Annotated in this window: 24 protein-coding genes; all 24 read right to left on the reverse strand. The window is 69.6% G+C overall.

From position 1 onward, the window contains the following. Positions 1-85: 85 nt before the first annotated feature. The 24 genes from FB382_RS07515 to FB382_RS07630 all read right to left on the reverse strand — a co-directional run bounded on the left by FB382_RS07515 (position 86) and on the right by FB382_RS07630 (position 22,312). Positions 86-1,813, reverse strand: a complete 1,728-nt coding sequence (locus FB382_RS07515; RefSeq protein ID WP_343055518.1) for a type IV secretory system conjugative DNA transfer family protein — start codon at positions 1,811-1,813, stop codon at positions 86-88. A gap of 32 nt (positions 1,814-1,845) precedes the next feature. Further along, on the reverse strand, positions 1,846-2,331 hold the full coding sequence (locus FB382_RS07520) for a hypothetical protein (protein WP_182538048.1): 486 nt from the start codon (positions 2,329-2,331) through the stop codon (positions 1,846-1,848). Between the two features lie 30 nt (positions 2,332-2,361). Further along, a complete protein-coding gene (locus FB382_RS07525; protein ID WP_425490059.1) occupies positions 2,362-3,744 on the reverse strand; it encodes an ATP-binding protein in 1,383 nt (460 codons plus the stop codon). Between the two features lie 101 nt (positions 3,745-3,845). Beyond that, the gene (locus FB382_RS07530; RefSeq protein WP_182538049.1) at positions 3,846-4,253 is read right to left on the reverse strand and encodes a hypothetical protein; all 408 of its coding nucleotides are present in this window, start codon (positions 4,251-4,253) and stop codon (positions 3,846-3,848) included. 15 nt (positions 4,254-4,268) lie between these two features. Further along, on the reverse strand, positions 4,269-5,735 hold the full coding sequence (locus tag FB382_RS07535; RefSeq protein WP_182541405.1) for an SCO6880 family protein: 1,467 nt from the start codon (positions 5,733-5,735) through the stop codon (positions 4,269-4,271). Positions 5,736-5,740: 5 nt separating this feature from the next. Further along, positions 5,741-7,033, reverse strand: coding sequence for a TrbL/VirB6 family protein (locus FB382_RS07540; protein ID WP_182538050.1), 1,293 nt, complete (start codon positions 7,031-7,033; stop codon positions 5,741-5,743). A 24-nt stretch (positions 7,034-7,057) separates the two neighbouring features. Beyond that, a complete protein-coding gene (locus FB382_RS07545) occupies positions 7,058-7,363 on the reverse strand; it encodes a DUF6112 family protein (RefSeq protein ID WP_182538051.1) in 306 nt (101 codons plus the stop codon). 61 nt (positions 7,364-7,424) lie between these two features. Continuing rightward, positions 7,425-7,715 carry a DUF6112 family protein gene (locus tag FB382_RS07550; RefSeq protein ID WP_182538052.1) on the reverse strand — a complete coding sequence of 97 codons (291 nt, stop codon included), beginning with the start codon at positions 7,713-7,715 and terminating at the stop codon, positions 7,425-7,427. A 33-nt stretch (positions 7,716-7,748) separates the two neighbouring features. Beyond that, positions 7,749-9,347 carry a M23 family metallopeptidase gene (locus tag FB382_RS07555; RefSeq protein ID WP_182538054.1) on the reverse strand — a complete coding sequence of 533 codons (1,599 nt, stop codon included), beginning with the start codon at positions 9,345-9,347 and terminating at the stop codon, positions 7,749-7,751. Between the two features lie 3 nt (positions 9,348-9,350). Then, positions 9,351-9,962: a cell wall protein gene (locus tag FB382_RS07560; RefSeq protein ID WP_220481291.1), complete on the reverse strand. Its 612-nt coding sequence runs from the start codon at positions 9,960-9,962 to the stop codon at positions 9,351-9,353. Between the two features lie 90 nt (positions 9,963-10,052). Beyond that, positions 10,053-11,003, reverse strand: a complete 951-nt coding sequence (locus FB382_RS07565) for a ParB N-terminal domain-containing protein (RefSeq protein ID WP_182538057.1) — start codon at positions 11,001-11,003, stop codon at positions 10,053-10,055. After that, entirely contained in the window at positions 10,996-11,832 is an 837-nt protein-coding gene (locus FB382_RS07570) for a serine/arginine repetitive matrix protein 2 (protein ID WP_182538059.1), read from the reverse strand. The genes FB382_RS07565 and FB382_RS07570 overlap by 8 nt, the downstream gene beginning before the upstream one ends. Further along, a complete protein-coding gene (locus tag FB382_RS07575) occupies positions 11,829-12,110 on the reverse strand; it encodes a hypothetical protein (protein WP_182538061.1) in 282 nt (93 codons plus the stop codon). The genes FB382_RS07570 and FB382_RS07575 overlap by 4 nt, the downstream gene beginning before the upstream one ends. Next, positions 12,107-13,012 carry a bifunctional DNA primase/polymerase gene (locus FB382_RS07580; protein ID WP_182538063.1) on the reverse strand — a complete coding sequence of 302 codons (906 nt, stop codon included), beginning with the start codon at positions 13,010-13,012 and terminating at the stop codon, positions 12,107-12,109. Before FB382_RS07580 ends, FB382_RS07575 begins: the two co-directional genes overlap by 4 nt. 189 nt (positions 13,013-13,201) lie before the next feature. Beyond that, entirely contained in the window at positions 13,202-16,264 is a 3,063-nt protein-coding gene (locus tag FB382_RS07585; RefSeq protein ID WP_182538065.1) for a LysM peptidoglycan-binding domain-containing protein, read from the reverse strand. Continuing rightward, positions 16,261-16,683: a TadE/TadG family type IV pilus assembly protein gene (locus FB382_RS07590; protein ID WP_182538067.1), complete on the reverse strand. Its 423-nt coding sequence runs from the start codon at positions 16,681-16,683 to the stop codon at positions 16,261-16,263. Before FB382_RS07590 ends, FB382_RS07585 begins: the two co-directional genes overlap by 4 nt. Further along, positions 16,680-17,108 (reverse strand): TadE/TadG family type IV pilus assembly protein, encoded by a 429-nt coding sequence (locus FB382_RS07595; protein ID WP_343055520.1) that lies wholly within the window; start codon positions 17,106-17,108, stop codon positions 16,680-16,682. Before FB382_RS07595 ends, FB382_RS07590 begins: the two co-directional genes overlap by 4 nt. Positions 17,109-17,113: 5 nt before the next feature. After that, a complete protein-coding gene (locus FB382_RS07600; RefSeq protein WP_182538069.1) occupies positions 17,114-17,521 on the reverse strand; it encodes a TadE family protein in 408 nt (135 codons plus the stop codon). Continuing rightward, positions 17,490-17,675, reverse strand: coding sequence for a hypothetical protein (locus tag FB382_RS07605; protein WP_182538071.1), 186 nt, complete (start codon positions 17,673-17,675; stop codon positions 17,490-17,492). The genes FB382_RS07600 and FB382_RS07605 overlap by 32 nt, the downstream gene beginning before the upstream one ends. Before the next feature lie 54 nt (positions 17,676-17,729). Next, positions 17,730-18,632, reverse strand: coding sequence for a type II secretion system F family protein (locus FB382_RS07610; RefSeq protein ID WP_182538073.1), 903 nt, complete (start codon positions 18,630-18,632; stop codon positions 17,730-17,732). After that, positions 18,629-19,486 (reverse strand): type II secretion system F family protein, encoded by an 858-nt coding sequence (locus FB382_RS07615; RefSeq protein ID WP_182538075.1) that lies wholly within the window; start codon positions 19,484-19,486, stop codon positions 18,629-18,631. Before FB382_RS07615 ends, FB382_RS07610 begins: the two co-directional genes overlap by 4 nt. After that, positions 19,483-20,946, reverse strand: coding sequence for a TadA family conjugal transfer-associated ATPase (locus tag FB382_RS07620; RefSeq protein WP_182538077.1), 1,464 nt, complete (start codon positions 20,944-20,946; stop codon positions 19,483-19,485). Before FB382_RS07620 ends, FB382_RS07615 begins: the two co-directional genes overlap by 4 nt. Then, positions 20,943-21,707 (reverse strand): CpaE/TadZ family protein, encoded by a 765-nt coding sequence (locus FB382_RS07625; protein ID WP_182538079.1) that lies wholly within the window; start codon positions 21,705-21,707, stop codon positions 20,943-20,945. Before FB382_RS07625 ends, FB382_RS07620 begins: the two co-directional genes overlap by 4 nt. Next, a complete protein-coding gene (locus tag FB382_RS07630; RefSeq protein ID WP_343055521.1) occupies positions 21,707-22,312 on the reverse strand; it encodes an SAF domain-containing protein in 606 nt (201 codons plus the stop codon). The genes FB382_RS07625 and FB382_RS07630 overlap by 1 nt, the downstream gene beginning before the upstream one ends. Positions 22,313-22,393 lie beyond the last annotated feature (81 nt).

Here is a 22,393-nt window from a genome sequence, read left to right on the forward strand (position 1 = left end):
TGGGGCGGCACCTTAATGCGTCGGAAATGCGTCCCCGAAGAGCCGTTGGTTCAGTTTCCGTCCGCTGGTCGTCGCCGCCCACTGGTCAACGCCGCCGGAGTCCCTCTTCGAGGCTGGCGCGACCACTTGTGAGCCTGCGTGCGTCGTCGCGTGTCGTCCAGGGTCGAAGGTCGGTAACCAGTGGAGGAGTGCTCCGAAGGAGAACCAGGCCAGTCCCGAACGGGAGGGTGCGGATCGCTTCTGGGGGCATGATCGGGAGGCGGCGCGTAGATCGCTGCCAGGAGCGCGAGCCGTCATCACCGATGGAGATCGTGTCGGTTCGCTCGTCGCGCTCGCCGATGAGCGTTGAGAGGTCGTGGAGGTCGCGAGCGGACGAGCTCCCGCCGAGGATGACCTTGACGATGGAGGCATCCCAGATTGCGCTGGCGGCGTGATCGCCCCACTTGTGGCGAGCCTGGGACAGCGATTGCAGGATCGGCATGGTGGTGATGCCAGTACCACCGCCCTCGGCCATCAGCACGGGCAACGAGGGCAGGGGCGACAGGTTGCCGATCTCGTCTAGCGCGAGGAGCACCGGCGGATCGAGTCGGGCGCCTGGCGAGGCGGCACCGAGGTGGCGCGCTGTCTCGACGAGGTCCTCGATGAACGCGGCTACGAGTGACCATGAGGCGCCAGCGCCTGCCCCGGTCGCCAAGAAGTACAGCGTGCCGTTGCCGGTCAGAAATTCGCGCGGGTCGAACTCTTCTTCGGGGCGTGGACTCACCGCGTCGAGCACCCGTGGGTCCCCGAGGCAGGACAGGGCCAGGGAGACGCCCATCCAGATCGAGTCGCGGGTGCGCGGGTCGCTGTAGATGATCGACTCCAGCGAGTCGCCCCAGCCCACTGCGGAGGACGGGTTGCTGGCGAGGATCGCGACTGCGTCGCCAGCGGCCGACGGTGACAGGGTCCAGCTGAAGAGGTCGCGCGCCGTACGCCGGTCGAGGGCGGCGGCGTGCAGGAGGGCCTGCAGCGCGGTGCGGGTCTTGCCTTCCCAGAACCCGCCGGACTCCACACCGCCGGCGGAGAGGCCCGTGGCGGACGCGAGCCCGGCGGCTCGGATCATGGCGGTGAGCGGGTCATCGCATCCCCTCACCGGGGACCAGCGCAGCCCCGCGGGCATTCCCTCGGCCAGTCGCTGGGGGTCGAACACGGCCACCGGGCCGACACGCTCCCGCGCCCGAAGAGTGGCCGTAATGTTGTCCGGTCGAGTTGCGGTGGTGATCACGGCACCGGGCGCGTCGAGGATCGCGTTGATCACCAAGTGAAGTCCCTTGCCGGAGCGAGGAGGGCCGAGGATCAGGGTGGAGTCCTCCACGGAACTCCACACCTCGTGTCCGCGAGACCTCCCCAAGAGGTAACCGACGTCCTCGGCCCGTGGCTTGGACAGGCTGGGACGCAGACTCGTCGCTCGAGCGAGCAGGGCTCGTTTCGACGCCGTCTGGATGACGTCGTGAGCCGTCGCCACACCCATGATGCGGCGAGGATCGCGTCGGTTGTATCTGCGGATCCGGTTGATCAACCGCCAGGCAACGCTCGCGCACCCGGCAACGAAGGTGAGCAACGCAGCCAACACTGACCAGAACACGACGGGCGACATCCCAGTAGTTCCGAAGGCGATGTCCGGGTGCGCGGGATCGACGAGGGCCCGCGTTCCGGCTGCCAACCCGCCGGAGGGTGGCTTGGTTCCGGACAACCAGGCGGCGAGTTCGCCGGCTGCCCTGAGCACAGCCGCGACGGCGCCAACGAATCCGAGGACGAGGAGCCCGAGGTTCACCAGCCCGTCATCGACGGGACCACTGCGCCGTCTCACGCCATCTCGCAGATGATGCACCTGCCGGACGTGCGGCCGATCAGGACGACGGATCCGGCCATGCCCTGCACAGCCGCAGGGGGCAGTCGAAGTCTCGCGTGGCCGGCTGCGTCTGCTTGTCGGTGGGCGACGATGAAGGCCACTGCGATGTCCTCATCCGGCAGGAAGCCGCTCCCATCGGCGCCCGGAGTTGGTGGCGCCGTGCCATGACGCGTTGTCCCAGGTAGCACGATGTCGGTGAACTGCGAGCCGTCGGATTCGGTGACGAGCACTCGGATGGGGCCATGAGTTGTCGCGATCTCGCCGAGGAGACCTTCCAGGTCGTTGCGGCTCACAGGACCGTCGTCGTAGGGCGACTGCTCCACCGTGACGCGTGCCGAGCCGTCGGCGCCGAAGCCGACCTCGACCTGCGGCATCACCACCGGGACCCCCGATTCTCCTCGGGTGGCGCCGTACGTTCGGTGCATATTGCCGGCGTTCATGGCCTCCTCCTTTGCGGAGACAGGTGGGTGTCAGCCCCCGGTCATGCGGCCGGTGGTGTCGAACAACTCGAGCTCCGAGGGGTGCAGCTGGTGCTGGACGACGAACGTGCGGTGCTTGATCCGCCACAACCCCTGGCCCGTGCCGAGGGTGGGAAGCAGTTGTTGTTCCGTGCCGGTCAGGCCGAGGACTGCAGCGGTCGATCCGAGCTGGTCGGACTCCTGCCGGTACACCACCCGGGTCTCGGCGTTGGCGAGCAGTGACGTGGCAAGTGCTCGCATCGCGGAGCCTTGGTCACCGACGTTGTCGAGGTCGGAAAGCTTGTGGAAGATCAGCAGGTTCGCGATGCCGTAGTGCCGCGCAAGCCGCCAGTGCGCATCCATCCTCTTCAGCAGCGCGGGATGCGACATGAGCCGCCACGCTTCGTCGTAAACAACCCACCGCTGCCCTCCGTCGGGATCGAGCAGGGCGGACTCCATCCACGCCGAGGCGCAGGTCATGAGCACCGAGATCAGGGTGGCGTTCTCGGTGACGCGGGAGAGGTCGAGGGAGATCATCGGAAGGCTCGGGTCGAACCGGACCGTGCTGGGCCCGTCGAACAGCCCGGCGAGATCGCCGGCGACCAGTCGGCGCAGGGCATGCCCCACCAAGCGGCCGTCCTCGGCGAGCCGACCGCCCGGGTCGTCGGCCGGTGGGGGTTGGAGTAGTCGATCGACCACCATGGGCAGGACGGGTGCGTCGGCCTCGCGCACCGCGTTGCTCAGCGCCACGTCGACGGCGGTGTGCTCGAGCGGGGTCAGGGTCCTGTCGAGCACGCTTTCCGCGAGTGCACCGATCAGGGCTCGCCGTCGTGCGGTGACTTGCCCTGTCCACTGTGCGTCGTCCACGCCACGTGGGCGATGTCCTTCGTCGAGCGGGTTGAGACGATTCGCCATGCCGTGGCCAAGAGCGATCGCTTTGCCGCCGACAGCCTCGGCGACGGCGGTGTGCTCGCCCTTTGGGTCACCCGGCACGTAGACGCGCCGCCCGAACGGGATAGAGCGGGTGTAGAGGCTTTTCGCGAGGGCGGACTTGCCGGAGCCGACTATCCCGGCGAGCACGACGTTCGGGGCGGTGATCAGGCCGGAGGAGTAGAGCACCCACGGGTCGTAGACGAAGGAACCGCCGCTGTAGAGGTCTTGGCCGACGAATACCCCATCGCTGCCGAGTCCGCCCTCGGCCAGAAATGGGTAGGCGCCGGCGAGGGTGGCGGAGGTGTCCTGATGGCGGGGGAGTCGGAGGCGGCCGGGTGTCCGCAGCGCAGCCGGGCCGGTTTCACCGGAGCGGGGGAGTGCGACGGTCGCGCGCCGTTCGGCCGAGAGCTCCTCGGACTTCGCCTTCTCTGCAGTTCGGCGAGCTTCCCGGTCCTGGGTCACGAGAGCCTGGGCTGTTGCTCGGCGCGACCTTCGGTCGCGGCGTCGTTCCCGGTTGGGTGAGACGAGGACGGCGGAGTGCAGTCGGGTGTCCTGCCAGCGGGTCACAACAGCAATCCCCGCTCCGGCACCGCTCGAGCGACATCGGGCAACTCAGCGGAATGTTCGGTTGCGTACGTGATGGTTGCCTCGACCTCATGCGCACGATCCAGGCCGGTGGAGACCTGATGGATGATCTCCGCGGCGCGATGCAGCTCCCACGAAACCCGGTATGACGCCGCCGTCCCCGTCCGTGAACTTCCGTTCGTCCAGGCTCGCTCTCGCGCTGGCCCGTCGTGGAACTGCCCCAGCTGATGGAGCGCTTGCGCCAGAACGGCAAGCCCAGCTGAGACCGAGCCGAGCACGCTGGAGATCTCCCTCGGGTCATGGATCGACTGCACCCTGCGCGCCAGGTCCTGCAGCGCCTCGCCGGGACCCTCGGTGTTCACGGACGTTGAGTGGATGGTCGTCATCGGTCCTCCTCCGTTTCATACGGGTCGGCACAACGGAAGTGCCGCGGCGGCAAATGATTGAGCCTGTTGGCCCCAGAGCCGCCGGGTCTCGCATGAGGCCTGGATCGCGGCCTGTTCGATCGCCGACAGGGCCCGCTCGAGCTCGTCGGGATCGTCTGCGCTGACGGCTACCAGCCCGGTTGCTCGCAGGATGCCGTGACCTGCGGTGAGGTCGGCTTCTTGTTGGAGCACGTCCTGGAACTCGGCCGACTGTTGGGCGTCTTCGATCTTGCCGATGCGTTGGCGTTGGGCCGCGTCGGAGATGTACTCCGTCTTCTTCCGGCGGATGTCTCGGGCGGCTTGATCGGTTCGGATCGGGGTGTAGAGGAGGGAGAAGGTTCGCCGTAGCCCCGAGGAGAGCAGAACTGGAGCCAGGAACCCTGGATAGACCAGGGTGCGGGGCCACTCGCTGATCCACAGGACACAGTGGTGGGCGGAGTCGCTGCGGAGGCTGCCCCAACTCTCGGTGACGGCAACCGGGCCGGCCGTGGCCAGGTCGCGTCCGAGGTCGCCGTGGCGTTCGAGGGCACCGGCGACGGCCGGGTCGTACGCCGATCGCAGGATCAGCGCGAGTTCACCTGGGGTGAGCCAGCCCGAGGGCGTCAGGTCTGCTGAGCGCAGGGCAGCGAGCATGGTGGCCATTTCCTGTCGCAGGACAGCGGCGGCGCCCCGGTTGCCGCCCCCGGCGGCACGGATTGCACGGCTGGCGCGCTTCATGTCGAGTGACAGGGAAATCGTGGTGGCATGCCGTTCTCCGGCGGGGCCGGCACGGTCGATGAGCTCGGCGTACGTCGTCGACGTCCAGGTGCCGTCGTGCGTCCCGTGACGGGACCACCATTCCGCAAGGCCCTTCCCGGAATCAGGGAGCGTGCGTTCCAGCAGCTGCAGGGACGCAAGGCGCCCGGAGCGGCACGTGGTGGCGAGAACCCGGCCCCAGCCGACGACCCGGCGTTCCTGTTCGGCGGGATCGAGGAGGATGAAAGCGGGATGGGACACCTCGACGATCGCCGTGAGAGTCCCCTGATGGGGGTCGTGGACCATTACGGCTCCGGTCTCGCGATCAAGCCACTGACGCAGTCGAGCGGCGTCGCCCGGGAGCGCCAGGGTTCCCGCCGGGCGGGGCGTGGCGATCCGCCGCCGATACTGCAGCTGCCCACCGGAGGAGCGCCACAGCCAATGCGCCGCGGCGGGCAGCCACTGGACCAACGTCCGGCCACCTACGCCGACCCACGCCAGGACGCTGCAGATCACCATCACGGGCGTCGCGGCAAGGAGGGCGGAGCCTCCGCTGGCGTACAGGCAGAGGACAAGGGATGCCGCACCGATCCCAACGACGACGAGCTGCGATGCAGACAACCCCAGGATCACGCCCCGCTGGGTGAGCCGGGAGAACTTGATCGGGGTGAGGGCGTAGTCCGACGGTCCTGGTAGCGATTGAGCCATCTCGTTCACGCATCCCTCGGGGCGCTGGCAGGCGCGAGGGCAGGGTCCGCCGCGTGCGGAAGGGGTAGCGAGGGGGCTGGCTGGGACCCGCTGGCTGCTTCGGACTGATGAGCGGCGGCCGCGCCCAGGTGGGCGCCCGTCCGGGGACCTGCGGTCGCGGCCTCTTTGGCCACGACCGCACCGGCGGCGCGGCCGCCGGCAGCGGCGGGGGCGCTCGCGGCTGATCCTGAGGGCATCGCGGTAGCCCCGGGCCCACTGCTTCCCACCGAGGGCGGCGAGGGCGTGGCGGCTCGGCTCCCGACGCCGTCCCCGGAACCGTGTGCTGAACCGCCCAACACCTTGTGCGGGTCGATTCCCCCGCGTCCGCCGATCCGGATGGGCAGCGGACGATTCAGGGCGTGCTTTGCCTCCTGCTCGGCCGACGTCGCGTGATGCGTGTCGAAGCCCATGAAGCTGATCGCCTTGTAGGCCAGGTACGGCGCGAACCCGGCGATCAGCATGAGGACGACTCCGGTGATGGGCTGACTGACCGATTGCAGGTCTGCGTCGATCGGTGCCGACACCTGGGCGGTAGCCAGCAGGAAGATCACGACGACGACCACTTTGGAGAGAATCAATGCGATGACGAACGACGCCCACCGGCTCACCCAGGCCCGGGTGTGATCCCAACTAGAGCCCGCGAGCGCGATCGGCGCGAACACGATCGCGATCAAGAGCAGGGCCTTGCGCACGAGCAGGCTGATCCACACCAGGACCGCGGCGCCGATGGCGAGGCCCGAGATGAAGATCGTGATGATCGCCCCGGCGCCCGGCGCGGCAACGTTCAGGTCCGTCAGTCCCGCGGCCATGAGCGAGATTCGACCGCCCATCTGCTCCATGTTTGTCCCGGCCGCGTGCACGATCCCGACGCAGAGTTGGTCGGTGACCTGGAGCGCCGCGGTGAGCAGGGTCAGGGCCACGAACGATCCGAGGATCGACTTGGCCAGCCCCAGCGCCGCGCGGTTGAGAGCGGCGGGCTCGCGGCGGACCATGCCGCCGATCACCTGGAGTACGAAGAAACCCACCATGACGAACACGGCGACGCCGAACAAGATGTTGTAGACGCTGGTGAAGTCGCCGCTGGTGATGTCGACCATGGTGGTGCTGTCGAAGACCTGCCAGACGCTCTCGAACATCCACCTCGCGGCGTTGCCCATGCCCTCGGCCAGCCAGTCGAACGGTGCCGTCACAAGGCTCGCGGCGGCCTCTCCCGCGGAGTCGCACACATGCGCGACCACCGGAACGTCGCAGACGCCCATCTCTGAGTCCCTTCCTCGAGCTGGTCAGACCGACTGGCCGACGTTCCAGAAGAAGTTCACGAGGCCCACGGAGGCACCGCAGATGATCGCGGCGGCAAGGCCGACGAGCACGCCGAACTTGCCCCGGCCCGCCAGGTGCGGGTTCGAGGAGTTCGCTCCGAGCGCCCAAGCGATGGCCGAGATGATCAAGGCAAGGACAGCCAGGATCAGTCCGATCGTCATTGCTGCTCCGACGATCGACCGCAGTTGGCCGATGCCGGGTAGGCCGTCGGAGTTCGGGTTGATCCGGACATCCAGCGGTAGCAGGGCCACCAGGCTGTAGGTCGACATGCTCACTCCTCCACTGCGGAACGACGGGTGCCGAGAGGCAGGTACGTCGTGGCGTCCGGCGTCACAGGGTTGCGCCGAGATGGAGCAGCCAGTTCGCCCAGGCCAGTGCACCGCCGGTCAGGACTGCACCGAACAACGAGACGAACAGGCCGGTCTTTGCCCTGGCCGCGGTCTGCCAGCTGCCGCTCGCGGAACCGATCGCCCATCCGACGGCACAGACGACGATCATCAGCACGGCGATGAGCACGCCGTAGGTCAGCAGGGCTCCCACGATTCGATGCAGCTCGACGGATCCACCCACCGCATCGAAGTTCGGGCCTACGGAGGCGCCGGGGAACGAGATGTCCTTCATGCGGTGGAGGTGCTCACGGGGGACCCGAGTGGGCTACCGGGCGCAGGTCCAGTGGAGGTGGTCGTAATGACCTCCCGTCACGGTGTGGGGATCGTGGAGGCCCCCGCCGTCGTAGGGTCGCCAGCCCTCGGAGGCCCGGGCGACCGACCAGATCCGCCCCTGCCAGATGAGGTACTCGATCCCGAGGGTGCGGGCGTTCTCCTTGAGCCAGTTGGTGACCTGCCAGCCCAGCTCGAGGGCGTGGCCGGTGGCTGCCTGACCGATCGAGTTGCCGAAGGTGCCGTCACAGGCACGCCCCTGTGGATGTTCGGATCGCGAGCTGCCGGCCCTCCAGCACGCCCAGGAAGTGCTCGGGAATCGACGACGCACCTGCGCGAGCACATAGGCGGTGCGCGCGGTGATCTGTCCGTTCGACGTGGGGTCGTCGACCATCCGGTCGGGGTTGCCGCCCGGGTAGGCCGTCGCGTCCGCCATCGAGGAGCCAGGACAGCCGGCGGCTGGTGCCGTCGCTGCCCCCGAGAGGTTCGCGGCACCGTGCGACGCGAGCCAGGGCTCGGGGTCGATCGGCGTAGCGTCCGGCCCACCAGGTCGGATCTCGAAGTGCAGGTGAGGTCCGGTGGCCTTTCCGTCCGCCCCGACGACACCGATCTGCTGGCCCGCAGTGACTGACTGTCCTTCGCGGACACCGATGCCTTCGGCGTACATGTGGGCGTAGCCCGAGACGACCTCACGGCCGCCGAGCCGGTGCTGGATCAGGATCAGGTGGGCATAGCCGGAAGGGACGGCGCCAGCGAACACGACGCGTCCGTCGGCGACCGCAAGGATGGGCGTGCCCGCCGGCGCGGCGTAGTCGACACCGGTGTGCAGGCTTGGTTGGCCGGTCACGGGGTCGGTGCGCGGCCCAAATGCGTCGGTCCGATGCCACGTCCCGGCCGGCAAGGGGAAGACGACCCGTGTGGATTCACCACCAGGGAGCGGACCACCACCTGCACTGCTGGTGAGGGCCCGAAGGATCGCCTCAGCGACAGGCTCGTATGTGGCGTACCGGTCGGGGTAAGCCGACACCTCGACGGCCTGGGCCGCCGCCGCAGGCGCCAACTGCCGCCAGCCAGGAATATCGAGGAGACCGCGAGGCGACCCGTGGTTCGGACCGCCGAGGCCACCGAAGAAGGCACGCGCCTGGTAGTCGGGCTCCATCAGCTGCCGGACCGTTCCCCAGCCAGTGCTGGGCCGCATCTGGAACATCCCCAGAGAATCGTGGTCGGAGCCGTCGCCATCGTTGGGCAGCGTGGCCGACTCGGGGTACGCCGCGGCGTTGGACAGCATCCGCAGTGACGACTCCGTCAGGGCCGCCATGAGCGCGACCTCGACTCCGTCGCGACCGGCGCCGGCGGCCAGACCGACGGACACGGTCGTGGCGGCGCGCTGCAGTTGGGTCCGCTGGAGTCGGACGGCAACACCGCCCGTGGTTGTGGCCAGGAGATGGTCGGGCACAGCCCCGACGGTGATGGCGGTCTTCGGCCGGCATGAGGCCTGGGCCGCCGGGTTGAGCACCGCGGCGAGGCTGAGCAGGGCCGATGCCGGGCCGAAGAGGAGCACCAGCAGGCCGAGGCCGACGGCTGCCTTCGACATCGGTCAGTCCAGCGGCTCGTCGAGACGCGACAGCCTCAACAGGTGGCAGGCCGGATAGGACGGTTCGCAGACCATGAAGATCGTGAAGGCGACGTCGTGGGCGGAGCTGACGGGCTCGTCCTCCCAGACTCCGGCGCGGTGGCGAACTGCCCGGATCGTGTACGCGGTCGTGCCCGGCGCCAGGCTGCCCGGGCCTGCCTCGGCGAGAGCTTGGGTCCACAGCTCGGGGACGGTGACCGAGGAGACCTCAAGCCACTGGCGTGTGTAGTACTGCTTGAGGAACACCCATGAGCCGGTCGTGGGTAGGTAGGACGCGATGTCGGCGACCAGACCGGGGGACTCCTCGCCCGTGGGATCGGCAACGGCCAACAGCCGCCCGGTGTAGTCGCTCACCGGGGCCGGCCATGTCGTGTCCCAGTCGAACAGCGCGTGCGCCACGGCCTCCGCGAACCGAGCCGGGCTACTCGTTTTCGCCAACGGCTTGAGGGACTCAGCGACTCCGGCAGGGTGCGGGATCGGCGTGACGGGGTCGATGGCGGATTCGAGGGCGGGTGGCGGCGCGGATCCGGGCGGCGGGTTCGAGGGCCGGCTCGTGATGGCCAGCCAGGTGCCCACCGCTGCTGCGACCGCCGCCACGGTCACTCCGGCGATGCGCAGACGACGCCATCGCAGGGACCCGTCACTGGGGCGGCTGAGCATCGGAGCTCACCCGGCCGCGGTCGCCGGGGGCGCCGTGCGCCGACGCTGTGCGGCCTGGTGGAAGCTGACCGTCTCCTGGAGCACCCGGTCGAACAGCGCCCACTCCTGGTCGGTCAACGCGGCGCCGATCTCGGTTGCGTCGTACGCCGATGACCAGCCGTCCATGTCGGTCCAGGTGTGCACGAAAGCTCGCGTGGATCGCTTGTGGCGTGCCGCAGAGACGGGCCGCCGCCTGACGGGATTGTCGATCCGCTGTAGCGCCTGCTGCGCCAGACGCTCGAGCTCGTCGTCGGTCATCGCTCTGCCGTCGTCGCGGATCTCCCTGACTTCGTTGAACCACGGGTTCACGGCCGAGCCGTCGCGGATGCTGTGCAGGGCCGTGGCCGCGAGTCCGCGAACGGGGGCGGGTTGGGTCTCGTCGGCCGCGATGTCCTCGAGCCCGTTGACCTGCTCGAGTCGGTTGTAGGCCGCCGTTCCGGTGACCAGCTCCGCGGCCTGCCTGCGGGACTTCCCGGGTGGGGACGGTGGTGCCGATTCGGCACCACCGGGTGCTTCCGCGGGATTGGGGGCGCCGAATTGGGTCGCGCGCTGCCGCCGGGCGGCGTCCTCGGCGAGCACCACCTTGAGTTCTCGGTAGAGGCTCGCTGCCTCGAGCACGGACAGCGGCTTGTGCAGCAGGTTGTCGTCCTGCTGCGCCAGGAGACTGTTGAGCTCATCGGACAGGCCCGAACGCACCCACACCTTGACGCTCTGCCACCTCAGCAGCCGGATGGCCTCCAGACGGCGGCGACCGCAGAGAAGGGTGCCGTCCGGCGCGATGGTGATTGGCTGGAGCAGCCCGAGCCTGTCGATCGATGCGACGAGAGGAGCAAGGTCGCCGAGGTCCTGACGGTGGCGAACGCCGACAGCGATCGACTCCACGCTCCGCTCGAGCTCGATGTGGCCCCCGTCAGGCATGAGCGCTCCCTGCCCCGCGGGCACCGCTGCCATGGATCGACGCGACCAGCTCGTCGTCGGCGAGGAGCTCGTCGAGCTTTTCGTCGATCAGGAGGCGGAGCAGGAGTCCTCGGCCGGCGGCGGTGTGTTCGAGATCCTTGTTCGGACTTCCGAGCACGACGCGCAACAACGTCGCCCACGCCCGGCGGTCGAGGTCGAGGAGGGCGCGGGCGTGTTGGTCGCGGCGCAGCACCTCGTGGGCGTTGGAGCGAGAACCCGCCTCGATCAGGCGAGCGCTGACGTACTCGAGCGCCGCGCGGGCGGTGTCGGGTGGCCAACCGAGCGCCACGAAGAGCGCGATCGTGGTGTCCACGGCCTGGTACGCACCCGTCTGGTCCTCGGTCGGCAGGGCCGGGTTGTCGAGTTCGATGGCGTCCTGTGCGGCCGGGACCCGGAACGCGGGGTGGAACTCGTACAGCGGGGTCTCTCTCTCGGACAGTCGCTCGGCATCGTGCTGTCCGCTCTGCGCGAGCCGGCGTGCCCGGGAGGTCGAGCAGAGCAGCCCGTTGGCTCGCTCTTCGGCGATCAGGGTCACCTGAACGGCGCGCGTCACGACGGCCCAGGGATCGAGTGCCGTTCGCACCGCCCGGGTGCGCATGACCTCGAACGCGGCCACGGCGGCGTCCTCCGGCTGCAGCCCGTGCTTGCGCGCGAGAGCGCCGTACTTCTCGATCGTGAACCGCATGAGGTCCGCGGCCTCGGCGTCGTGACGCCACGCATCAGGACCCTCGTCCTCAAGCCGCAGCAGCAGGGTCCGCAGTCCCTCGGCGCGGCGGAAGTCGGCGCTCATCTCCCGACTCCCTCCTGCGTCAGGCGCGGTGGCCGGTGGCGGGCCAGCTGCGGGGCGGAACGCTCCAGGAGCGGGGTGATCCCGGTGGTGGCGAGGTCGCTGGGCCTCACCCAGACGATCGATCGTTGCCCCGTCGACTGGGTCGGCGGGGGATGCAAGGCCGAGGCGCCCATCACTGTGGGGTCGCCGAGGGCGAGGAGCTCGGCCTCGGTCAGCCCCGGGTCCGGGGCCGACGTGGGCTGGGGGAGGCGGCGTTCGTAGTAGGCGTCTGTGTTCACAGCCCGATCACCTGCTCAGCCGCCCGAGTCGGGTGTGGGCTGCTCGCGGGGGAGAGTCGCGAGGCGATCCGGTACGCCGAGCGAATCGTCGTCTCCGCCTCACGCTGAGGGAGGCCGGAGGACCGTGCCGCGTCGCCGAGGACGGCCAGGGTGGTGCCCAGCTCGTGACCGCTCTCGACCATCCGGCAGGCGGCCCAGAAGAGTCCGTGGTTCCTCGCGCCCTCCGGGCGGCTGGCCACCCACGCGGACAGCTTGTCTGGCCGGCTACCGACGCGGGGCAGCGAGGTGTTGGGCGCCAACGGGCGAGGGGGTTCGAGGAACTGCCGGAGTCCCGCTCCGTCAATGGGTCGCGGTTGGTGCTGGGCGACCGCGATGACGGTGTAGGTGGCGCCGCGGCCGTCAATCGGAATCCGGGACGGGGGGACGACGACGTAGCCGCCGTCGCCACGGAAGTCGACGTGAGCGCCTGGCACGTGCCATGAGCGCTGCTCGCGGTGTCCCGACGGCGGGTAGTAGGCGTGCAGCCCTCCGGACGGCGTGCGCACCAGCCAACCCCAGGCGCTCGCGAGCCCGGCGGAGCCCGCGCGCTCAAACGCCTCGAACCCGGAACCACCCGGGTGGACGTCCACGTCGACGACGAGTACGCCGGACACGGTGCCGGTTGGCAGACCTATGTTCGCGTCCGGGGTGCGCTGCCACCACGAGTCGACGACAGGTTCGGATGAGCTGGCGTCGTGGAACCCGCTGGGTGTCAGGGGCACCTTGCCGCCAGGCACGCAGGGGAAGACCGGGATCCCGAGCCGCGCATACCGCAGGGCGGCTGTGCGCAGGTCGGCCTCGCTGGACACGCGGAGCATGGTCGAGGTGGACCAGTGTGGCGGGGGCTGTGTCGGGTGGGTCATGCCGTCGACGCTTGCGCCTGAACATCACCGACTTCCTACCCCCAACGTCGCCGGATCTGTGGGGGTATGGCGTGTTTGCGCAGGTCAGGAGGGTTCCCCAACTGATTCCTGGGGCCGCCAAAGAACCAACCTCACAGGGCGTGGAATCGCATGACGGCGATCATTCGACGACGAGCTTGTCCGGTGTCCTCAACGCGAGGCGCGCGTCCTCCGAGCCCATCCATGGCCCCCGGCGATGTGCGCGGTCCGGTCAGGCACGGCAACCGGTCCGAGGCCGTCGTCACTCCTGTTGAAGATGTCGTCGATCAGCTGGCGCTCGGCCAGGTCGGCGTGGCCGGTGGCGGCGGCGACCTGGATCAGGTCAAGTCGACTGGTTTCGTCGTCCGGCGCCGCCCGGTAGGCGGTCTCGGCCGTCCGCCGGGCGAGCTCGAAGTCGTCGACCGACAGCGCATGGGTGGTGACGATGTGGGCCACGTCGACGATGGCGCAGGTCATGATGTGGTCGAGGCGGTCGCCGTCCAGGAGCCAGCTCCAACCCGCGGGCCGGAGTTCGGTGAAGGGTTCGCCGGAGACGAGGTCGAGAGCGGTGACGAGGTCGGCGATACCGTCCTCGCCGCGGCTCTGTCCGCGGGCGCGCAGCCGTCGGAACAGGTCCATGTCTGTCAGGACGCCCTGGAGCTGGTACACGGCGGTGCCGCGGTCGTGGTGACCGGCGCGGGCGCGTGCGCTCGGCAGGTGCAGCTCGCCGGTCCGTCCGTCTATGCCGAGCCAGCGGCGTACGACGGCCAGGTCGGTTCGTGCCCGGTCCGGCTTGAGTCCGAAGGCATCGCAGACCTGCGGTGTGGTGACTCCGTTGGGGTGGAGGGCGAGGTAGGCAAGGAGCTCGACGTAGAACGGTTTGCGTCGCGCAACGGCGGTGGCGTCACCGGCGGTGCGCGCGTTGACCGGGCCGAGCAGGGTGAGGCGCGGGATCCGCGAGTTCGGATCCGCCCACACAGTGAGGTCGCCGTCCAGGTCGGGATCCCTGTCGGCAACTCTGCTGGCTGTATCTGGCGGAACCACCGGGGCGAGCTGTTCCACGTCTGCGGTGGTGGTCGCCGCCTTCTGCTCGTAGGTCGTCGCCGCGAGCGGGAGCAGTGACGCCGGCCCAGCAGGGCCTGGGGGTCGCGGTTCGGCTGCCGGGAGCCGAATGGCCCCGGCCTGGTCGGTGAGCGGTGGCCCCCCGTCTGCCTCGGGGGTGCTCGGGATGGCTTCGTCGTCGACCTGGCGGGTGAGGTCGACGATCGCCGCGCAGGCGGTGGCTTCCTCAGCGGTCAGTCCTGCCGCGACCAGGTCGAGCTCGAGTGCCTTGATCACGAGCCGCCCGATGCTTGTCACGTGCATCTCGACGGTGTCGTCGGAGGCTTCGCCGCCGATGGTCACGACCGCGCCCCCGGGACGGCCGACGCCTGCGGTGAGGATCTTCGCGATCTCCCCAAAGGCGTGTGGATCCTGCTCAGCCGTCGTCAGGAGTGCCCGGAAGCGGTCCGGCTCCTCGGTCCCGCCTTCGGCCGCGAGGTCGCGACTCAGCCGTTCCAGGAACGCGGCATCAGGGCCGTCGTGATGGTGCAGGCGCAGTGGGTCGATCGTGGCCAGCTCGGCGGCGATGCCGAACGTGTCGATCTCGACGAGGACCGACCATGGGTTGAGGGAGAGCTCCGCGGCGAGATGCCTCCCGAGCCCCGCGGCCACGGCGGCATCACCCGTCACGGTGATGGAGCGGAGCTCCTCGAGGTTGACCAGGCTCAGGGCACCGTCGTCGCTCTGGCCAAGGCTGACAAGCAGGGGGTACGGCGCTGGGTGACTGCTGTCGGTCCCGAAGTCGCTGTCGAGCCGGGCTGACCACGAGGTTCGTTCCCCATGCCAAGGCTGGGGGAGCACGGCAGGTTTGCCCAGGTGCAGGGTGATGCTGTCTGTGCCCAACTCGGCGTCCAGGAGTCGCGGCTGCATGGCGCAGGCGGTTGAGAGGTGGCGCAGGGCCTTGTCCAGGACGTCGATCCGCGGCGCCGTCAGCGACCCGGCGTGATGAGCGGACTTCTCGACCGGGCGGAGCTCAGGCGGTGTGGAGACGATGATCCTGCCGGGACGTCGGTAGCGCTGCTGGGTACGCCGGTGTTGCCGCAGCACGATCAGGAGCGAGCCGGCGAGGATTGCGCCGGCACCCGCGAGCCCGGGTAGGAGCCAGCCGGGCGTGCTGGTTCCGTCGGTGTCGGCGAGGTTCGTCGGGCCATCGGTGGGCGCTGGCGAGGTCGGCGGCGGGTCCTCCCGGTCGATGGGGGCCGTCGGGTCGGCGTGGATCGCAGCTGACGGGTCGGCGGGGCGCTGCTCGTCGGGTTCGTCCCCGTCAGCATGGCCAGGGATCGTCAGGCGCCAGCCGGGTCGGATCAGATCGGGATCCGTGAGGCGTCCGCCGTCCGGCTGCTCGATCTCGCGTGACGCTTCGAAGATCGTTGGGTATGCCGACGCGTCGCCGAGCTGGACCTCGGCGATCTCGGACAGCGTGTCTCCCCGCTGGACGACGTACGTCTCCTGCTCGGCGGAGGGCGTGACGTGGGGGATCCGCAGCACGGTGCCGGCTGTGATGAAGTCGGGGCGCCCGTGCAGGACGGCCTCGTTCAGGGCGACGATCTCGTCGTACCTGCGGCCTTCGCCGAGCTGCTGCTGGGCGATCTTCCAGAGGCTGTCACCGCGCCTCACTGTGTAGGGGATCGTCTCGTCCGTCTGTGCCTGAACCTCAGCCAGCAATGGGGCCGCTGCCAGTCTGACAGTCGGTGTGACGGTGTCGATGTGGTTGATCCGCGGCTGCTCGAGCGTGGTGTGGACCGGGACGACCGCGACCGTCGGGGTAGGCAGGGGAACCTGGCTACCGGTGGGCACGGCAACGAACAACAGTGACGCGAGCGCGACGAGTCGGCCCGCCGCCAGTTGCGGAATCGCCAGGCCGGGAAGGTGCGGGACGCGGATGCGGCGGGTGCGCGCCGCGAGCTCGAGGGCGACGGCCGTGGTGAAGACAAGCCAGGCGAGCCACGCCACCACGCCGATCACAGCGACGGCCAGAGTGCCGTCGTCGGGGCTGGTCAGGCGGTTCGGTGAGAAGTCACCCGGGCTTGGGACGGCACGGATCGCGACGAGCACGACTGGGGTTGCGACCACCATCACGAGCAGCGCGAGCGTGGCGCACAGGCCGATGATGCGGCACCTGAGGGTGCTCATTGTTCTGTCCCTCCGAGGGTGCGGACGAGCCGGGCCGACGCCGTGCCGCTGACGTCGAGGCGCTTGATGCCCAGGAAGACGAGGAACTGCGGTGTGTAGTCGTCTGTGACGGTGACGGTGATCGTGTCGCCCCCGAGGATCGACACCGTGCCCTCGACCCCGGCCGCGGTGAGGTACGCCTGCGCGGCCCTGCGGGCGGCCGCAACGTCGATGCGCACGTACCTGCCCTCGATGGCCGGAGCCGCCTGCACCTGCTCCCCGCCCGCGCGGGCGGCCTGAGCCGCGAGATCGTGGGCGCGCTGCTGGGTGTGCACCTGGCCGCCCAGATCCACGGCGAGACCGACCAGCGCCATCATCACGAAGCTCGCCAGGGCCAGCCAGACCGTCACCGAGCCGCGCTCGTCACGACGTGGGCTCATGATCGCTCCCGCCAGGTGTCGATCGGACTGGACACGGTCGCGTGCAGGGTTCGGGTGCCGGGCACTCCGGGAATCGAGAGATCGGAGAGGTCGAGTCGGCAGGTGACGCTCACCGATACCGACGCGTCCCGGCCGACGGCCGTCTGGAAGCCGGAGGAGTCGACCTCGACATCGACCCGAGCGCAGTGGATCTGCTGGTTGGCCAGGCTGGACCGTGCAGCCTGTTCGGCGGCCCTCGCCGCGTCGCTCGCCGTCCGCTCGAGGGACGCAGACCTGGCACCGTCCGCGGCCGCAGACTCGAGCGCCTGGTGGGCGGTCGCCGTGCGGCCCCCGAGGATGATCAGGCCGACAAAGAGCATGAAGGTCGGGACACCGATCACGGCCTCGATGGCGGCTGAGCCCCGGTCGTCTCGTGCTGACCTCACAAACGTCACGGGGCCGTCACCCTCTCGACGGGAACGGTTGCGCTCTGATGCACGACCGGGTTCCAGCCGGGGATCACGCTCAGGCTGATGCCGCGCACGGTCACGGTGGCCGTCGTCGTGGTGCGGTCCGCGGTGGCCGTGGCGTCCCGCAGGACGTCGTCTCCACCCGCCTCGGCGACGAAGGCGTCGGCGGCCCGGGTGCCTTCGGCGGCCTCGCCGTGCTCCGCTCCTGCCGCGCGTGCCCCTTCTTGTGCCGCGGCGATGGCGACGGTGCGAGCGTGGAAGTACAGCGCGGCCTGCATCCCGAGGAACATCACCGCGAAGAGGACGGGCAGGAGGATCACGAGCTCGATCGAGACCGAGCCGCGGTCGTCGGGCCGCCTACTTGAGGTTGCCGGCCTGGCTCGTGACATATGCCTTCACCGCTGCGACGACGATGGCGACGATCGCGATGACGGCGACCGCCCAGAGCACGTGCTCGGTGGTGACCGAACCTCGTTCGTTTCGCAGCCTGCGGACTTCCAGGGCGAGCTGGATGGTCACCAGGGCGGTGAGTGGTCGGTTCATGTGCTTCCTTTCGTCATCCTCTTTGTCCTCGTCGTCGTCGGGTCGTCCCGCGGGTCAGGTGCTGCTGAACATCCGGAGCAGGGAGGGCGCCACCAGCAGGGCCATGAAGATGACGCCGAGCAGTGAGCCGGGGATCGTCATCCGCTCACCGGCCGCGTTGGCCTCGGCGATCTCGTCGTTCAACATCGCGCTCCGCATGGCGGAGGACCGCGCGCGCAGCGTGGTGTACACCCCCGCGCCCTCCTCGCCGGAGAGCCGCATGATGTTGGCGAAGTCGTCGAGGTCGGGGAGGCTGAGCTCCTCGGCGAGCATGTGCAGGGCGTCCCACGGCGGCAGGCCCGACCACCGCGATCGGGTCAGCTCCTCGCTGAGCCGCTGGAAGACCCACGAGTCCCCGACCTGGGCGGCGGCCTCCATGGACTGCCGCACCCCGGACCCGTTGTGGCGCTCGAGGGCCACCAGGTCGATGTAGGCACCCAGGGCGCGGGTGAACTCGAGCCGGGCCTTGCGGGCCTCGTCGATCGCGTTGTAGTTGGGCAGGAAGAACATCGTCGCGGCAAGGCCCAGCGACGCCAGCGCGGGGATCGCGATCGGCAGACCCAGGCCGAGGAGGTCGAAGAACCAGGCGAGCAGCGGAGCCAAGACCAGGCCAATGGCAGCGAAGGTGAGCTTCTCGCCGTAGAAACGCGCTAGCGGGATCCGCAGGACAGCCAGCTCCCGGTGTGGCGTTCGCACCCAGAGGCCCGGCGGCAGCACGCGTATCGCCCAAACACCGAGCCTCTCCTTCCCGACCACCGGGCCGGCGGTGGCACTCGGCAGGCTCGGACGGGCCGGTGTCAGGCGAGCCAGCGCGTCGGCGAGGTCTGGCTGCGCGGGTACGAGACGGATCACGAGGAGGGCCACGCCGAGGCCGACCAGCCCTCCGGCGAGGAGCATCACCTGGAGGCCGGTCGTCATGGCGACACCTCGCGCGGCTTGAGGAACCGGGGGAGTGGCCGCCCCATCGCCATCCGCCGCATCCAGACCAGGGTCGCAAAGTAGGCCGAGAGCAGCACCACCAGGGTCAGCTGGCCGAACGATGACCGATACGGTTCGACGTAGGTGCCCGACACCGCCAGCAGCACCAACACCGACGCGCTGATGAGCGTGACCCACCGGGCGGTGGCACGGGGCTTCTCCCGGTCCGCCTCGACCTGTCGACGAGCGCGTACGTCGGCCGAGACCGACTCGGCCAGGCCTTCCAGGACGCTGGCCAACCCAGCGCCCCGGCGCCTCGCGCCCAGCACCAGGTTCGCGGCCAGGAGGTCACCGGTGGGGTCATCGAGTTCGTCGGCAAAGGCCCGCAGCGCGTCTTCGGTCGCCCAGCGCGCCCGCAAGCGCGCCACAAGTCGTCCGACTTCTGGTGCGATGGGAGCCGGTGTGGAGCGAAGGGTGGCGACCAGCGCCTGTTCCAGGCCGACGCCGACGGTCAGGACGCCGGCCAGGGCTCGGGTCCATTCCTCCATCGCCTCGAGCCGCTCGATCCGGTCGGCGGCCCGAGGCGCGGTCAGGAGCGTCGGCAGTCCAACTGCTGCGACCGGCGTGAGGAGGACGGCCAGGGGCCACCCCGTGATGAGCCAGGCGATCAAGCCGAGACCGAAGCCGACCAGGAGTGACAGTTTTGTGCGGCGAGACGTCGTACGCAGCCGCGTCACGCTCCGGGAACCGGTCGGCGCAGACTCGACGGCCGGTGCGGGGCGTAGGCCAGCGACCAGGCCGATCAGCCCGGCGACCATCAACGCTCCGGCGAGGGCTGGGATCAGCGGAATCATGACCCGGCACCGTCAGCCGCGAGGTAGCCGGCGAGGTCGAAGCCGTGGGTGACGAGAGGGCGGTAGTCGTCGGGCAGGACCGCCGGCACCGCGACTCCGCTTGCAGCGGTCCGGAAGACCTGCGTCGTCGCGTATCCGGTCTCGCGTTCGCCCGGGGTGAGCGCGATGATCTCGGCCACTCGGCGACGGCGCTGGGAGGTGCGGCCCTGGGTCGTCGTGTTCATGTCGAGGTGGACGATGAGGTCGACGGTTGCGGCGAGCTTGCTCGTGGCCAGCGCCTGGGTGATGTGCGGCCCGGCCTCCATGGCGCAGGTGACGAGCTTGCGGACGGCGGCCGCCGCATCCGAGGCGTGTGTCGTCGAGATGGAGCCGGTGCCGGACTCCATTGCCTTGATCATGGCCCAGATCTCGCGGCCGCGGACCTCGCCGACGATCTGGCGCGACAGGTTGAACCGGAAGGAGTCGACCAGGGCTTCGTCGAGGGTGAACTCGCCCGCCTGGCGACCGTCGCTCCCGCGCTCCCCGGAGCCGGGGCGTGCCTCCCACGCGTGCACGATCTCGTGCCGGTCGAGCTGGTGGAGGTGCAGTTCGTACTCGGTCTCGAAGGTGCCGATGGCCTCTGCGGGATCGATCTCGGCGCACAGGGCTCGCACCAGTGTGGTCTTGCCCGCGCCCTGGCTGCCTGAGACCACGATCGACTTCCGCGCGCGGACGGCTGCACGCAGGAAAGAAGCGGCCACCGAGGTCAGCATGTCGCGCGCCACGAGGTCGTCGAGGGTGACCGTCATGAGCCGGTGCCGGCGGATGACGACCGAGGGGCGCGGGGTTACCCACGCAGCCGCCGCCAGCCGAGCCCCGCCATCGAGTCGCAGATGGAGACGCGGCTGCGCCTCGGAGAAGCCGCGAGCGTTGACCTCGCTGCGAGAGGCGAGGAAGACGAGGAAGTCGATGAGCTCCTCGTCTGAGTCCGCGACGGCGGGGCCAGGTGTCAGCGAGCCGTCGATGAGCTCGAGCCGGACCTTGTCATGTCCGGCAATGATGATGTTCTCGATCCGGTCGTCGTCCACCAGCGGCTGCAGTCGCCCGAGGCGGAAGAGGGAATCGAAGACCGCTCGAGCCACAGCCTCCTGTTCCGCGAGGGTCCACGCCGACTCCCCGGCGTTGACGCGCTCGGCCATCGAGGAGTCGACCAGATCGAGCACGATGGAACGTCCGAGCTCCTCCTGGGTTGCCTTGTCGAGTCGGCCACGGTCCGCAGCGACGGCCCGGCTCAGCTGCTCGGATGCTTGTGCGCGGATGGCTGCGACCAGGGCCCAGTCGATGTCCGCGGAGTCGGTGGCAGGTTCGGCGCTGACCGCAACGGCATAGTCGAGACGGTGTGGCTGCGGGACTGTGTGCTCGTCGGCGAAGAGCGGAAGCCGTCGCAGGTCGGTTGCTTCGGTCCAGCGCTGGCTCGTCATGGTGTGGCCCGCGCAAGTAGGGCGAAGCGGCCACGTGCGATCTGGGCCTGGAGGGATGCGATCGTGGCGTGGAGGCTGCGGGTCAGCACCCCGGACGGGAAGGTCTTGCCGGGAGTCGCGCCCCGGGAGAAGACGGCTGCGGATTCGGGATCGTCAGCCACGTCGGCGATGACAGGGAGGCCGAGGACCTTCGCGACCTCGTGGGAACGGTAGGGCTGTCCCTCACCGACAAGTAGCACCGCCGGGTCATGCCAGAGGTGGTCTCGGCGGATGCTCGCAGCGCGCGAACGGGCTGCGGCCAGGGCCGGAAGGGTCGACCGTGTCATCAGCACGGTGAGATCTGCTGCGGCCAGGATGACTTCTGGGGAGCCCGCTAGGCCGAGCCGCCCGCCGTCGACGATCACGTCCTGGCCCTGCTCGTCGAGGTCGGAGAGTGCTGCCGCGAGCGGGGGCCAGAGGTCGCGCAATCCGGCTGCCTGGGCGTGGGACCGGGTGCCAGCGACGTACGACGCATGTGAGCCCTCGATCGGCTGCACCGCTTGGGGAAGCGTTTCGGCAACATCGAGTGGGGAGAGCGCCAGCTCGAGAAGGCCCACGCCGTACTCCTTCGCGCCGCGGAAGTAGCCGGCGAGGAGCCCGGAGCCGCCGGTCGGGTCTGCCTCGACCAGGAGAACCGGGCGGGGCCACAGCAGTGCCAAACCAACCGCCGTCGTGGTGACCCCGGGGGAGCCCGAGGCCGAACACAGCGCGATGACCGCCATCAGCGCTCCCCGGAGTCGAGGACAAGCGCGACATTCCCGGTTGCCACTCGCGCGGCCAGGACGGCGGCATCGACGTGGGGGACGAGGAGGTCGACAACAAGCTGTCCCGTCGCCTGGTCGACGTGGCTACCGACTACCTCCGCCTCGCTGAAGGTGGGGGACCCCGACGGGGCGGCGGCCCCCTCACCCGGGGTGACCACGATCCGGACCCGGTCGCCGTCCCGGAGCTCGACGCCGGGCGCCTGCGCGGGGGTGAGAGCGACTCCGACCACGGACATGCCACTGGGAGGAAGCACCGCCTCGGCGGTCGACTCCGCGGTCAACAGGGTGCCCGCGGAGATATCGAGGGCGGCACGCTGCCCGACGATGTCGTCGTACGACGAGCCGGGGAGCGGTGCCAGCGCGGGATCGGCATTGATGCGCACTCGCTCGAGGTCCTGGGCCGTGATCACCGTGCCGCGCTCGATGGTGTGCCGAGCTGCCAGCACCTCCTGGGTGTTCGTGGTCGACGTCCAGGCCCAGGCCCCGAGAAGGGCACCGAGACAGATGGACCCGACCGCGCCGGCGAGCAGGGACGGCCGACGACGAAGTTTGGGGGGTGGCACGGTGGGATTCGCGGCGGACCTCGACCCCAGGTCGATCGTCCTGTCGTCTCGCGTCGTTGTGTTGGTCATCCTCGTTCGCCC

This window comes from Nocardioides ginsengisegetis, assembly GCF_014138045.1.
GTDB classification, from domain to species: domain Bacteria; phylum Actinomycetota; class Actinomycetes; order Propionibacteriales; family Nocardioidaceae; genus Nocardioides; species Nocardioides ginsengisegetis.